At 65.4% G+C, this 14,644-nt stretch carries 9 protein-coding genes; 4 read left to right on the top strand and 5 right to left on the bottom strand.

Annotated elements, in window-relative coordinates:
- Window positions 1-25 precede the first annotated feature (25 nt).
- On the bottom strand, window positions 26-1,066 hold the full coding sequence (locus tag G4G00_RS10085; RefSeq protein WP_108749818.1) for a ribonucleotide-diphosphate reductase subunit beta: 1,041 nt from the start codon (window positions 1,064-1,066) through the stop codon (window positions 26-28).
- Between the two features lie 72 nt (window positions 1,067-1,138).
- The gene (locus G4G00_RS10080; protein WP_164273104.1) at window positions 1,139-3,502 is read right to left on the bottom strand and encodes a ribonucleoside-diphosphate reductase subunit alpha; all 2,364 of its coding nucleotides are present in this window, start codon (window positions 3,500-3,502) and stop codon (window positions 1,139-1,141) included.
- A 427-nt stretch (window positions 3,503-3,929) separates the two neighbouring features.
- Here G4G00_RS10080 and G4G00_RS10075 point away from each other — a divergent pair, with 427 nt between their 5' ends.
- Window positions 3,930-4,907 carry a zinc-binding dehydrogenase gene (locus tag G4G00_RS10075; RefSeq protein WP_164273102.1) on the top strand — a complete coding sequence of 326 codons (978 nt, stop codon included), beginning with the start codon at window positions 3,930-3,932 and terminating at the stop codon, window positions 4,905-4,907.
- 319 nt (window positions 4,908-5,226) lie between these two features.
- On the opposite strand, the gene betT is transcribed toward G4G00_RS10075, so the two are convergent.
- The gene (gene betT, locus G4G00_RS10070) at window positions 5,227-7,206 is read right to left on the bottom strand and encodes a choline BCCT transporter BetT (protein WP_164273099.1); all 1,980 of its coding nucleotides are present in this window, start codon (window positions 7,204-7,206) and stop codon (window positions 5,227-5,229) included.
- 351 nt (window positions 7,207-7,557) lie between these two features.
- On the opposite strand from betT, the gene G4G00_RS10065 reads away from it, so the two are divergent.
- Window positions 7,558-9,249, top strand: coding sequence for a P-loop NTPase fold protein (locus G4G00_RS10065; RefSeq protein ID WP_164273096.1), 1,692 nt, complete (start codon window positions 7,558-7,560; stop codon window positions 9,247-9,249).
- 58 nt (window positions 9,250-9,307) lie between these two features.
- Here G4G00_RS10065 and G4G00_RS10060 read toward each other — a convergent pair whose 3' ends face one another.
- Window positions 9,308-10,228: a M14 family metallocarboxypeptidase gene (locus G4G00_RS10060; RefSeq protein WP_164273093.1), complete on the bottom strand. Its 921-nt coding sequence runs from the start codon at window positions 10,226-10,228 to the stop codon at window positions 9,308-9,310.
- 131 nt (window positions 10,229-10,359) lie between these two features.
- Between G4G00_RS10060 and G4G00_RS10055 the strand changes: the two genes are divergently transcribed.
- Both G4G00_RS10055 and G4G00_RS10050 read left to right on the top strand, forming a co-directional pair.
- Entirely contained in the window at window positions 10,360-12,438 is a 2,079-nt protein-coding gene (locus tag G4G00_RS10055) for a TonB-dependent siderophore receptor (protein WP_164273090.1), read from the top strand.
- Between the two features lie 62 nt (window positions 12,439-12,500).
- Window positions 12,501-14,273: a chloride channel protein gene (locus G4G00_RS10050; protein ID WP_240336112.1), complete on the top strand. Its 1,773-nt coding sequence runs from the start codon at window positions 12,501-12,503 to the stop codon at window positions 14,271-14,273.
- Between the two features lie 19 nt (window positions 14,274-14,292).
- On the opposite strand, the gene G4G00_RS10045 is transcribed toward G4G00_RS10050, so the two are convergent.
- A complete protein-coding gene (locus tag G4G00_RS10045; protein WP_108753301.1) occupies window positions 14,293-14,583 on the bottom strand; it encodes a hypothetical protein in 291 nt (96 codons plus the stop codon).
- Between the last annotated feature and the right edge of the window lie 61 nt (window positions 14,584-14,644).

Genomic DNA, 14,644 nt, shown 5'->3' with positions numbered 1-14,644 from the left:
CAGGATGCGTAGCGCGCCGCGCGGCTCACAGATCGTCGAAGCCGTTGTCGACGTTGGTCTTCTTGTAGCTTGCATTGCGCATCTCGAAGAAGTCGGTCTTGGTTTCGGTGAAGTTGTCGGCGTAGGCCTTGATCCAGGGCATCACGTTGTCGGTGGTATCGCTGTACAGGCGCTCGATGCCCAGCATGCCGGCCATCTTGTTGGCCCGGTACTTCACGTAGCGCACCATCTCGTCAACGTCGATGCCATCAATGCCGTCGAGCACTTCACTGGACCACTGCGTTTCCAGTTCGATGGCGTGCTGGAAGGCGCCATGCACGTAGTCGCTCAGCTGCTGGGTCTGCAGCTCCGGGTTCTCACCGATGATGGCGCGGATCAGTTCGCTGATGAACTTGGTATGGGCCAGTTCGTCGCGGTTGATGAAGCTGATGATCTTGCCGGTGCCGGTCATCCGGTTCTGCCGCACCATGTTGTAGAAGTACGCGAAGCCGGAATAGAAGTTGATGCCTTCCAGGATGGATGACTGGATGAGCGATTTGAGCAGGGTCTCGGCGGTTTTCTCGCGCATGAAATCGTCATACGCGCCCATGATCGGCGCGTTGCGCTTGATGATGGTCGGGTGGGTTCGGGCGATTTCGAAGATGCGGTTCTGGTTGGGCAGGTCGGTGATCGAGGCCAGTACGTAGCTGTAGCTCTCGTTGTGGATCACTTCCTGCTGGCCAATGATCGCCGCATTGGCATGCGCGGCCGGGTCGGTGATGTACTCGGCCACGTTGTAGATAAAGCGCGTCTGCGGTGAATCCAGCGTGGCCAGCAGGCCGATGATCGAGTCGTAGGCGTTCTTTTCGCGGCCGGACAGTTCGCCGTACTGGCGCGCGTCCAGCTTCATGTCCACCTCGTCGGGAATCCAGAAGTTGGTGGAAAGCTCCTTGTAGGCGCGATAGAACGAGGGGTACGGAATGTCGTTCCAGTTCAGGATGCCGCTGGTGCGCCCGTTGATGATACCGGTGCTGCGGTTGGGGTGGCGGGGTTCCAGGATCTTGATGCGGTCGAGCGGAGTTGCCATGGTCGTTCCTGCAAAGGTAACGCCGGGCCACGCCCGGCGGAATGTGCGGTGGTCGCGCGATGCGCTCGCCGATCAGCTGGAGCACCACTCGCATTCGCTCACGTCGATGTCGTTGGAGCGCACGTAGTAGGTGGTCTTCAGGCCCAGGCGCCAGGCGCTCAGGTGCAGTTCCAGCAGGGTGCTGGCGCGGATGCTGCTGGGCACGTACAGGTTGAAGCTGATGGCCTGGTCCACATGGCGCTGGCGGCGCGCGTTCTGCCGCACGCTGGCGAACTGGTCGACCTTGTAGGCGCCCTTTTCGTAGTACGGCCAGGTGTCCAGTGACAGCCCCGGCGCGGCAACCGGACGGCGGAAGTCCTTCTTTTCCTCGTAGTAGAACGCGCTGTATATCGGGTCGATGGAGGCGGTGGAGCCGGCAATCTGCGCGGTGCTCATGTTCGGCGCCACCGCCAGCAGCCAGCCATTGCGCAGGCCCTGCGTGGCCACGGTCTGCGCCAGCGCGTCCCAGCCTTCGCCGGCGTACTGGCGTTCACGGAAGTAGCGCCCGGTCTGCCAGTCACTGCCGGCGAACATCGGGTAGCTGCCCTTTTCCTGCGCCAGCGCGGCGCTGGCCTGGATGGTGAGGAAGTTGATGCGCTCGAACAGGCTGTCCGACAGCGCTTCGGCCTGCGGCGATTCCCAGTGCACGCCCTGCTGCGCCAGCAGGTGGTGCCAGCCGAAGGTGCCCAGACCGATGGCGCGGTACTTGCGGTTGGTGATGGTGGCCTGCGGAACCGGCAGGGCATTCAGATCGATCACGTTGTCCAGCATGCGCACCTGGATCGGAATCAGCCGCTCCAGCACATCGCTGGCCAACAAATCGTCCGGCGCAGTGATTGCCCGGCCCAGGTTGATCGAGGACAGGTTGCAGACCACGAAGTCCCCTGCCCGGCGCGTGGTCACGATCTGGTCACCGCTGACGATCTCCTGGATCATCCGGGTGGGGCTCATGTTCTGCAGGATCTCGGTGCACAGGTTGCTGGAATAGACCATGCCCGCATGCTTGTTCGGGTTCTTCCGGTTCACTTCATCGCGGTAGAACAGGAACGGGTTGCCGGTTTCCAGCTGGCTGAGCATGATGCGCTTGAACAGATCGATGGCCTTCACCGTGCGCCGGCTGATGCGTTCGTCGGCCACCAGTTCGGCATAGCGGTCACGGAAACTGCCCTGCCCGCGCTGCTCGTCGTAGAAGTCCTGCAGGTACCAGCCCTTGGCCTGCTTCACTTCGTGCGGGTCGAACAGGTACCAGTCGGCGCGGCGCTCCACCGCTTCCATGAACAGATCCGGCACGCACACGGCGGTGAACACGTCGTGCGCGCGCAGGCGCTGGTCGCCATTGTTCAGGCGCAGGTCCAGGAACGCTTCGATGTCGCGGTGCCAGATATCCAGGTAGACCGCCACCGCGCCCTTGCGCTGGCCAAGCTGGTCCACCGACACGGCCGTATTGTTGAGCTGCTTGATCCACGGCACCACGCCGCCCGACGAATTGGGCACGCCACGGATCGGCGCGCCGCTGCTGCGCACGTAGCCCAGGTACGCACCCACACCGCCGCCGTGCTTGGAAACACGGGCGATATCGGTGTTGGAGTCATAGATGCCCTGCAGGCTGTCGTCCACCGTATCGATGAAGCAGCTGGAGAGCTGGCCACCGACCTTGCCGGCGTTGGCCAGGGTGGGCGTGGCCACGGTCATGTACAGGTTCGACAGCGCCCAATAGGCCTCGCCCACCAGCTGCATGCGCCGTTCGCGTGGCTTTTCGTCCTGCATCAGGTACAGGGCGATGGTCAGCCAGCGCTCCTGCGGCAGCTCGTAGACCTCGCGCGTGCGATCGGTGGCCAGGTAGCGCGTGGCCAGCAGATACAGGCCGTTGTAAGCGAACAGGCGGTCGCGATCGGGATCGATCATCTGCCCGGCCTGCTGCAGTTCTTCCTTCGAATAGCAGCGCAGCACATCGTTGCTGTACACGCCGCGGTCGGCCAGGCTCTCCTGCAGGCCGACGAACGAACCGTACTTCAGCGCTACATCGTAGAAGCGGTTGCGGCTGGCGCGCTTGTACAGGCGGCGCAGGTACAGGCGGGCGGCGAACTGCTCCCATTCCGGTGCGGTCAGGTCCACGCGCGATTCGGCTTCGCGGATCAGCAGGTCGACCAGATCGTCTGCGCTGATGCTGGGCTTGCGCTCGACCATGGCCTGGACCACGCGCCGGTAATCGGCCACATCCAGCTGCGGGAACTCGGCGTGGATGCTGTCGATGCTGCGCTGCAGGCGCTCGGCGTCGAACGGCAGGCGACGGTTACCGGCTTCCTTGCTGATCCAGGTCGGTACCTGTTCGCCGCCGGCAGACAAGGCTTCGCCGACGCCGGCCAGATCGGCCGTGCGATAGGGGGTGTCGTTCATGGTGGTGCGTCTCCAGGCCTGCACGCGGACAACGTGCAGCGCCGTGGCGGCCCAGAGCGCGATACCGGCGCACGGGGCTGTCGGTTGGGGATGCCCATGCGCGGGAACACCAGATCGTCGGCATGCGCCTGCGCCTGCGGCCGGTATCCGGACCGTGGGGGCGACCTGGGTCCGCACGAAGGCGGCCGCGTCGACACGGCAAGCCATCAGGGCGGGCCGCGGGACGTCTGTTGCATCGTCCGGCGGCGGCGGCTGACCGGGAGTGACGGCCACAACATAGTGGGGATACAGCAGATCGTCAACACAAGATGCGGTAATCACGCCGTGTCGCGACGAACGGTCGCAGGATACGGTGTTGCACACACCAACGCTTGTCGCCAGCGGCGCTGGCCCCACATCAGATCTCTCTTTCCACAGGACCTTCCCCATGCGCGCAGCCCTGCATGCTTCCTTCGGCGATCCGGCCACCGTATTGGCCGCCGGTGACGCCGACCTGCCGGTTCCCGGCCCCGGCGAGGTGCGCATCCGCACCGTACTGGCGCCGATCCACAACCACGATCTGTGGACCGTGCGCGGCCAGTACGGCTACAAGCCGACGCTGCCGGCCATCGGTGGCAGCGAAGGCCTGGGCACCATCGACGCGCTGGGCGACGGCGTACAGGGCCTGCAGATCGGCCAGCGCGTGGCTGCCGCGTCGGTGCACGGCACCTGGGCCGAAGCGTTCATCGCCCCGGCGCGCATGGTCATTCCGATGCCCGAGGCGATTGCCGATGAAACCGCCGCGCAGTTGATCGCCATGCCGCTGAGTGCGCTGATGCTGCTGGAATACCTGCAGGTGGAACCGGGCCAGTGGATCGTGCAGAACACTGCCAATGGCGCGGTGGGTAAGACCCTGGCCATGCTGGCCGCCGCGCGCGGCATTCCGGTGGTGAACCTGGTGCGGCGCGATGCCGGCGTGCAGGAGATGGCCGCGCTGGGCATCGCCCATGTGTTCTCCACCGCCAGCGATGGTTGGAAGGATGCGGTACGCGCGGTGCTGGGCGACGCCGGTGCCACTGCCGCGGTCGATTCGGTGGGTGGCACGGCCGCCGGCGATCTGGTGGGCCTGCTCGGTGACGGCGGCACCCTGGTGTCGTTCGGTTCGATGACCGGCGAGCCGATGCAGATTCCGTCGGGCGATGTGATCTTCAAGCAGGCCACAGTGAAGGGCTTCTGGGGCAGCAAGGTCAGCCAGGCGATGGCGGTGGAAGACAAGCGCCGGCTGGTGGGCGAGCTGCTGCAGCGCGCGGCCAGCGGCGAACTGAGGCTGCCGGTGGAAGGTGTCTTCGCACTGGACGATGTCGCCGCCGCCGTGACCGCCAGCGGCAAGCCCGGCCGCGGCGGCAAAGTGCTGCTGCGCCCCTGACCCAGGGTAGCGCCGGGCCATGCCCGGCGTTCGTGCATGACCGATAACGCCGGCCCGCCCGCTTGCCCGTAGAGTCGAGCTTGCTCGACTGCCGTCGCCAGAAGCAGTCGAGCAAGCTCGACTCTACCAAGCATCATGCACGCCGGTAGCGCCGGGCCATGCCCTGCGTTCGTACATGACCGATAACGCCGGCCCGCCCGCTTGCCCGTAGAGTCGAGCTTGCTCGACTGCCGTCGCCAGAAGCAGTCGAGCAAGCTCGACTCTACCAACCATCATGCACGCCGGTAGCGCCGGGCCATGCCCGGCGGCCCGGCCACCATCACCGGCTCAGATGCAGGAACTGCAGGTGCCGTTCGTACTGGCTGATGATGTCGTTGATGATCTGCTTGCGGCTGTATCCCACCAGGTCGTAATCCTGGCTGCCTTCGAACAGATGCACTTCGGCGCGGTAATAACGCTGGTTGCGCAGCTGCTGTGCGGCGAACGACGGCGTCAGGTAGCCGCTGAGGATCACCCGGTACAGGAAGTCCTGCTGCTCGCCATGGTTCACCGACAATTCCATGTCGCCGGCCTCGAAGCGCGTGCTCACCTCCCAGCCCTGCCCGCTCAGCTGTTCGGCCACCGCTTCCATTGCCGGCTTCACCGTGTCATCCATGAAGCGGTACACCTGGTCACGCACCGGGAAGTGCATGGCCTGGCTCAGGCGCTGGCGCCAGCCCTGGTGGTGGCGGTCATCGCCAATCAACGGCGACGGCCGGAACTGTTGCGCCCGCTCGCGGTGTGATTCGTCACTGAAGGCGCGGGTCAGGCCCCACATCATCAACAACAGCACCGCCGAAAATGGAAGCGAGGCCAGCACCACCGCAGACTTCAACGCGTCGATGCTGCCGGCCAGCAGCAGGCCGGCGGTCAGCACCGCGATCACCGTGCCCCAGAACACGCGCAGCCAACGCGGGCCGTCGTCTTCCGGCGCGCCACCGTGCGAAGACAGCGTGGACAACACCACCGCACCGGAATCTGCCGAGGTCACGAAGAAGATGAAGCTGACCAGCACGGTCACTGCGATCACCACGCGGCTCCACGGGTAGCCGTCCAGCAGCGCGTACAACACCGTGGGCGGGTCATCCACCGCCAACTGCGCCAGCTGCTGCTGGCCATGGTGCAGCACCTGGTCCAGCGCGCTGTTGCCGAAGATCGACAGCCACGCCAGGGTGAACCCCAGCGGGATCAGCAGCACGCCGAACACGAATTCGCGGATGGTCCGCCCGCGCGAGATGCGCGCGATGAACAGGCCCACGAACGGCGCCCAGCCGATCCACCACGCCCAGTAGAACACCGTCCAGCCGCCCAGCCATTCTGGCCGCCCGCCGTAGGCGTAGACATCGAAACTCTTGCCGACCACGCTGCCCAGATAGTCGCCCAGGTTCTGCATCAGCGTGCTCAGCAGGTACTGCGTGGGGCCGGCGCACAACATGAACAGCACCAGCGCGATGGCCAGCAGCATGTTGATGTTGGCCATCCAGCGCACGCCTTTTTCCACCCCGGACACGGCCACCACCACCGCCGCGCCCATCATCGCCACCACCAGCAGGATCTGCACCAGGTTGGAATGCGGCACGTTGAACAGGTGGGTCAGGCCAGCGTTGAGGTGCAGCACGCCAAAGCCCATGTCGGCGCCGATGCCGAACACGGTAGCGACGATACCCAACGCGTCCACGGTGTAGCCAATGGGGCCGTTGATGCGCTTGCCGATGAGCGGGTACAGCGCCGAGCGCAGCGCCAGCGGCAGGTTGTGGCGATAGGCGAAATAGGCCATCGCCATCGCCGCCAGGGCGAACACGCCCCAGCCGTGCAGGCCCCAGTGCAGGAACAGCAGCTGCATGGCCTGGCGCGCACCGGCCTCGCCGGCAGCGGCATCGCCCTGCGGTGGCTGCAGGTAGTGGGTCAGCGGTTCGGAAACGCAGAAGAAGAACAGGGTGATGCTGATGCCGGCGGCGAACAGCATGCCGGCCCACGACAGATAGCTGAACTCGGGTTCGTCATGGTCGGCGCCCAGCTTGATGCCGCCATAGCGCGAAAGCGCCACGCCGACCACGAACACCAGATACAGGGTCATGGCCAGCAGGTAGTACCAGCCCACGTTCAGCGCGGCCCAGGACTGGGCCTTCACCAGCAGGCGGCCGGCACCCAGCGGGAACAGGCTGACAAACAGCGCGAACGCCACGACAACGATCGCCGCGAAGGCGAACACAGGCCGTAGGGTGCGCACCGGGGAAGGTTGCGGCTCCAGTGCTTCCATGGGGCGGCGGTCTCCGGTCGATCAAAGAATGAGCCGGCCGAGTCTGGCTGAACCGCAGTGGACGCCGCATGAAGTGCCCCCGCGCGATGACAGCGGGGGGACAGGCCGGGCGTGCTAGCGGGGTCGCGCAGGTAGGCCGGGTACAGTTTGCGCTGTCGACCACATGCGCGAGCCCATGCGCACCCAAGCTGCCGCGCGCCCCATCCGAGCCGACAGCGTTCTGGCTAGCCCGAGCACCACGAGACATCGACACCCTCAGGTCCGGCACGGAGACCACGCCTGCGCGAAAAACAATTCAAGAGCAGTTTGGTTATCCGCTACTATCGAGAACCATGATGCAAGGAAGCAACGATGCCTCGTTACAACTTCATACTCAATGAACATTCCAGCGGAATTCTCCACGACGTCCAATCAAAGCTGGAGAAAGCCCTGAATGAAACCGATGCAAAGGTAATTTCAATCAGCGGCCCGTGGGGCTCGGGCAAGACCCATTCCGTTGACAAGACGCTGAAAGAGATACGCGAGAGCCGGAGAATCAGAATCGCCCGTGCCTCCTTGTTCGGTGTAAGAACAATTGCGGAACTGAAGCTCGCGCTTCTCGACAGCATCGCCTCGTCGGCAGGGGGCATCCGATCATCAATCCAGAAGAAACTGGGGTGGGCCAGGAATGACCTTCCCGCCGTGTTGGGCAAAGTCCACACGTTGGGCCCCTTGGCGAACGAAATGGTCATGCTCTGGTCAACGCGCGCGCTGGCGGGTCATCTGATCGTACTTGATGACATCGAGCGAAAGCACGACCAGCTGGAGATGAGCGAGCTGTCCGGATTCATTGAGAATTTCAAGCTGAACCACGGGGCGCGCTTCATCCTGGTAATGAATGATGAGAAGCTCGCCGACGTCTCCGAATGGAGAGAGGTACACGAGAAGATCATTGATCGCGAAATCAACCTCAGGCCCCGCCCCAGCGATTCGCTTGCAGTAGCAATGGCAACGGAAAGCAAACTCAAGTCCGCCCTGGACCCTCTACTTGCCGGATGCGGGATAACCAACATAAGGGTGATCAAGAGAATAATAACTGAGGCCAACCGAGGCCTCCCGGCAGAGGTATCGCCGGACAGCGCGACTGCGCGACTTTTCCTGGCTCCGTTGGTTTTCATTCTCGGCACTCACCTGCGCGCAAGAGCAGGACAGAGTACAACTCACACCAGCTTCCGACTTGAAATGGATGGCGAGCTGGTCCTTGACGCGGAAAGCGAGAAGGCTGCGGAGAACATCGGCATTCAACGCAGGCATGCATTGACGGCATGCGTGATTGAACTGATCCATTCCGGAGCGCTTCCGCAGGATCGAGTGAGGCAGATCCTGTCGCAAGAATTCAGCAACGAGGACCAGCATGCGCTGTCGGAGGAAATAAGGAGCATATCGAATGACTATGACTGGGACCCTGACTGGACCGACAGCGCCGCTCATGCGGCAGCTGCCACAGCTGCACTCTCTGCAGCCAGACACCTCAATCATCAGCTGCTCAGCCGAGCGCTCCACATGCTCGAGCACATTGGAAGCCCGCCAGAGACAATGAAAGAGGCGCTTCTGGAGTACGGTCGCACTACCCGATCGATCACGAGTAGAGACCTAAAGAGAATATCCAAGGACGAAGCCGAAAGACTCCATGAAAAACTGAAGAGCCAGCTGCAGGAGGAGGGACTGGTGGATCACGCACCGAAGAAGGAAGCAGACCAGAATTCCTATGACCCGGATCTCTACAGGATGTCGATCATCGGCACATTCGGCTATTCAAGCGCAACTGATCAACAGAGCGCAGAGTGGTTTGCTGCCCAACTCGAGAAAGTGAACTCCGAAGAACTACGCAGTTATGTTGTCGATCTCCTTGACAGGGGAGGATCACCTTCCTTGGCAGAGGAACACGTCAGCTATGCCCGTGCATTCAGCGACGCGTGCAGGCTGTTCATATCCAGTACCCAGCATCGCCGCCGCGCCCGAATGGTCCAGTTGGCATTGGAAGGAAACCGACCCATGCGCTAGGGCTATGGCACCCGATGGCCCTGAACACCGGCGAAAAGCTGATCGAGCGCCATACCCGTCAGCCCTTCGCCAACGCGTACTCCAGTGCCGAACACACCGCGGCCACCTGCGCATCGTTGCACTGCTGCGGCGTGGCCCGCGGGCTGTCGGGGTAGACCTCGGTGGTGGTGGTGAACTTCGCACCGGTGATGCCAGCGCACAGGCCCAGCTTCACCAGCGGGTACTCGATCACCCCGTGCGCCACCACCGGCGAACCGATGATCTCGCCCTTGTCGTCGGCCGGGGCGATGTGGGTCACCTGCTCCACTGCGGCGATCACCGCCTGCTGGAACGCCGGCTGCGGGTTCTCGCTGTCATCGACCAGGTAGAAACCATCGGGAATCAGGCCCGGCTCGAACGGCTTGCCATCGCGCGCGGCCAGCGCCGGGCGGAACTCGCTTTCGTCGCTGTCGGTGGTCTCGTGCAGGTCGATGTGCAGCACGAACTGGCCCTTGTACGGGGTGATCAGCTCGATCAGCGCGGTCGATTCGCGGGCCGGGCCGTCGGCGCGGAAGTTGCGGTTCGGGTCGATCGCATCATGGTTCCAGCGGTTGATGCGCTCGTAACCCCACGGGTTCACGCACGGGGCCACCAGCACATTGGCCTGGCCGGCATAGCGACCGGCCTGCTGTTCCAGAAACTCCAGCGCGCCCATCACCCCGCTGGTTTCGTAGCCGTGCACGCCGCCGGTGACCAGCACGGCCGGCAGCGCCGGGTTCCAGTTGTGGCTGCGCAGGGCGAACAGGGTGTAGGTCTCGCCGGCGTAGTCCAGCTGGCCGTAGGCCACCTTGTCGAAGCGATCGGCCAGCGCCTCGATGCGCGGCAGCACGTCCTGGTCGTAGCGGCGCAGGCGTTGCTGGCGCGCCTGCCACTGCGCACGCTCGGCCGCGCCCCACGGCTGGCCAGGGGTTCCGACGGGGTAGAAAGCGGCGTGGGACATGCAGTTCTCGCGGTATCAGGAAGCAGCCCAGCACTTTAGCACCGGGGCCAGGGCACTGAACGAAGGAGCGATTCCCTTCACGCAACCAATCAGCAATAATTCTCATTTACCACCCTTCCTGACCTGCCCCGATGCCTATCCCTACCCTGCGCCCCGGCGCGCGCCTGCCGCTGGCCGCCGCCCTTGCCCTGTGCCTGACTGCCACCGCCCAGGCGCAGGACAGCGCCACCACCCTGGACAGCATCCAGGTCTCGGGCAGCTGGCTGGGCACCGGCCTGCATGACAGCGTGAAGCGCTTCGCTGGCGCCCGCACCGTGGTCGACCGGCAGAGCATCGACGCCAGCGGCGCGGCCAGCATCGGCGATGCCATGCGCCGCATTCCCGGCGTGCAGGTGACCGACAATTCCGGCACCGCCGGCAGCTCGATCTCGCTGAACATCGGCGTGCGCGGCCTGACCGGCCGCTACTCGCCGCGCTCCACCGTGCTGCTGGACGGCGTGCCGCTGGCGGTGGCGCCGTACGGCCAGCCGCAGCTCTCCTTCGCGCCCACCAGCCTGGCCAACATCGAATCGATCGACGTGGTGCGTGGCGGCGGCGCGGTGCGCTACGGGCCGCAGAACGTGGGTGGCATCATCAACTTCAGCACCCGCGCCATTCCCACCGAAGCCGGGCTGCACGGCGAAGCCGGTGTGCGCTACAGCGCCAATGACCACGGCGGCGGTGACAGCACCCAGTACAACGCCTTCCTCGGCGGCACCGCGGACAACGGGCTGGGCATGGCCCTGCTGTACTCCGGCCAGGATGGCCGCGGCTGGCGCCAGGGCAGCGACGACCGCTTCGACGATCTGGCGCTGAAGTTCGCCTATGCGCTGGACGAGCGCCAGCAGCTGCGCGCCAAGCTGTCCTACTACAACGTGCGTTCGCTCACCCCCGGCGGCCTGACCCGCGCCCAGTACGAAGCGGACCCGTTCCAGAACACCCGCCCGACCGATTTCTGGAAGGGCCACCGCGCCGGCATCGACCTGGGTTACACCAACACCCTGTCCGACACCCGTGAGTTCGAGGTGCTGGCGTACTACAACGAAAGCAACCGCGCCAGCGCGCTCATCAACGCCGCCAACACGCAGATCACCGTGCAGCCGCGCGACTACCGGGTGCTGGGCATCGAGCCGCGCTATACCCAGCGCCTGCAGTGGGGCAGCACCGTGCATGACGTGACCGCCGGCTACCGCTTCCTGCGCGAACGCGGCAACGACCGCAGCTACACCATCACCCGCCGCACCGGCGCGGAAAATGCCACCACCCGCTTCAACAACGCCACCGACGCGCATTCGTTCTACATCGACGACCGCATTGCCGTGGGCCAGTGGCGCATCACCCCGGGCGTGCGCATGGAATGGATCGACATGGACCGCCGCCAGGCCGGTGGCGCGGCCACCTTCAGCAGCCGCAACGACAAGGCGCTGCCGTCGCTGAACATCGCCTACCTGCTGACCCCGCAGCTGACCGTGTTCGGCAACTACACCACCTCGTTCGGGCCGGTGCAGAACATCCAGTTGAATTCGCAGACCGCCAGCAACCCGCTGAACCCGGAAGTGGCCAAGACCACCGAACTGGGTGCGCGCTGGCAGGACGGTGCGCTGCGCGCGGAAGTGACCGTGTTCAAGATGCGCTTTGACAACCAGATCCTGCAGGTGCCGGGCATCACCCCGGCCACCTTCCAGAACATCGGCGCCACCGACCACAAGGGCGTGGAAAGCGCCGTGGCCTACCAGTTCGCCGAAGACAGCGCGCTGGCCGGGCTGGAGCTGTACGCGAACTACACCTGGACCAAGGCGATCCAGCAGTCCGGTGATAACCGCGGCCTGGATGTGCCGTTCTATTCGCGCGACACCGACAGCGTGGGCGCCCGCTATGCCCTGTCGGGCTGGACCTTCAACCTGTCCAGCACCCACCAGAGCGGCCAGTTCTCCGACGCCGCCAACACCTGGGCCGAGAGCGCCGATGCGCGCGTGGGCCGCGTGCCCGGCGTGCGCCTGTGGAACGCGCAGGTGGCCTGGCAGGTGCCGGGGCTGGGTGACAGCGAGATTGCGCTGGGCGTGAACAACCTGGCCGACAAGCGCTGGTACACCCGCAACGTGGACGGCAATGCCGGCCGCATGGTGGCCGCGCCACGCACCTTCTACGTGCAGGGCCGCTACCGCTTCTGAGCGCCTAGCCGCCTGATGCGGTGACGGTGGCGATCACGGTGGCGGCGTATCATGCCGCCACCATGTCGCCCACCGCTTCGCCATCGCGCCTGCATCTGGCCTTCCAGGGCCTGCGCCTGCGCCTGCGTGGCAGCGACCTGTGGTTCATTGCGCTGGCCCTGGTGGTGGGCCTGATCGCCGGCGGCCTGACCCTGCTGCAGGCCGGGCTGGCGCGCAGCCTGCAGGCCAGCCTGTATGGCCTGGACGACGGCATCCGGCTGAGCTCGCTTCCCTCACTGCCGTGGACCGCGCTGCTGGTGCTGCCGCTGGGCGGCCTGCTGGTAGGCCTGGTCAGCCTGGCCGCCAGCCGCCTGAAGCGCCCCCTGCTGGATGCGGTGGAAGCCAATGCCCTGCACGGCGGCCGCATGTCGATGCGGGACAACCTGATCGTGCTGGTGCAGACCTTGCTGTCCAACGGCAGCGGCGCCTCGGTCGGGCTGGAAGCTTCGTACACACAGATGGGCGCGGGCAGTGGTTCGCAGCTGGGCCGGGTGATGCGCCTGCGCCGCAACGACGTGCGCACCCTGGTGGGCGCCGGTGCGGCCGGGGCCATTGCAGCAGCGTTCGGCGCGCCCTTGGCCGGCGCGTTCTATGCCTTCGAAATCGTCATTGGCGCCTACACGCCCTCGGCCCTGGCGCCGGTGGCGGTGGCCGCGCTGGCCGGTGCTTTCGTGGCCGACCAGGCCGGCATGGATGCCTACCTGCTGCCGGCCGCCGCCACCATCGATGTTCGCGCGGCCGACTATGCGATCTACGGCCTGCTGGGTTGCTGCTGCGCGATGGTGGGCATCATCATCATGCGCCTGATCGCCTCGATCGAAGGCGGGGTGAAGCGCAGCCCCCTGCCCGCCTGGGGCCGCCCGGTGGTGGGCGGGCTGCTGCTGATTCCGCTGGCGCTGGCCAGCCCACAGGTGCTGTCGTCCGGACATGGCGCGCTGCACCTGGACCTGACCACCCACCTGCCGCTGATCTGGATCGGCGGGCTGCTGACCCTGAAGTGCCTGGCCTCCGGCATTTCGCTGGGCTTCGGCTTCCGCGGCGGGCTGTTCTTCGCCTCACTGTTCATGGGCACCCTGGTGGGCGCGCTGTTCGCCGGCCTGTTGGCGCTGGCCACCGGCGTGCCGGTGATCGATGCCACCTCGGCCGCACTGGCCGGCATGGCCGCGCTGGCCGCGGCGGTGGTGGGCGCACCGATGACCATGGCCATGCTGGTGCTGGAAGGCACCCACGACTTCCTGCTGACCAGCGTGGTGATGAGCGCGGTGCTGGTATCGAGCACGCTGGTGCGGCAGTGGTTCGGCTACTCGTTCTCGACCTGGCGCATGCACTTGCGTGGCGAGAACATCCGCAGTGCGCGCGACGTGGGCTGGATTCATACCCTCAGCGCCGGGCGGATGATGCGCAAGGGCGTGGCCACCGCGCCGGACAGCCTGGACGCGGCCACCTTCCGCCAGCGCTTCCCGCTGGGCTCGGGCACCCGGGTGATCCTGATCGACGGCGAAGGCCACTATGCCGGCATCGTGCAGATTGCCCGCCTGTTCGGCGACGGGGTGAAGGCCGATGCACCGCTCACCGATTTCGCCGAGAACCGTGACGTGGCCCTGTCGGCCAGCGCCGACGTGGTAAGCGTGATGCAACGCTTCGACCAGACCCAGGCCGATGAGCTGGCCGTGGTGGCCAGCGATGGCCAGGTGCTGGGCGTGGTGTCCGAGGCGTTCGTGCGCAAGCGCTATGCCGAAGAACTGGACAAGCGCCAGCGCGAACTGATGGGCGAACGGGTGGACGACAGCGAATAGGCCCGGCGCGGGCGCGAGGCTACAACGCCTCGCCGGCGTCGGCCAGGCGCGATTCGATCAGCGCCTGCCACTGCTGCAGCAGGTCCACCAGCATGTCCAGTTCGGCATCTGCGCGCTGCGCCCGGCCACTGCGCAGGCTGGCCTGGGCTTCCTGCAGCTGGGTCAGGAAGCCCAGCACCGTATCGGCCTGCACGATCAATCCGGGCAGGCGGCGGCCGGGGATGCGCACCACCGCATGGTTGCCCAGCGGCCCGTACACCGTCAGCGTTTCATCGGTCTTCATGCGCAGGGGCAGGAATTGGGCATTCATCGTGGGCACCGGGTAAAGCCTGGACCACCGGCAGGCAGGGTGACGGGGGAGACGTAGCCCT

Origin of the sequence: Stenotrophomonas sp. B1-1, from assembly GCF_010894375.1 — a bacterium.
GTDB lineage: Bacteria > Pseudomonadota > Gammaproteobacteria > Xanthomonadales > Xanthomonadaceae > Stenotrophomonas.
Note: the sequence above shows the minus strand (reverse complement) of the source record. Positions and strands in the feature narration are given on the sequence as shown.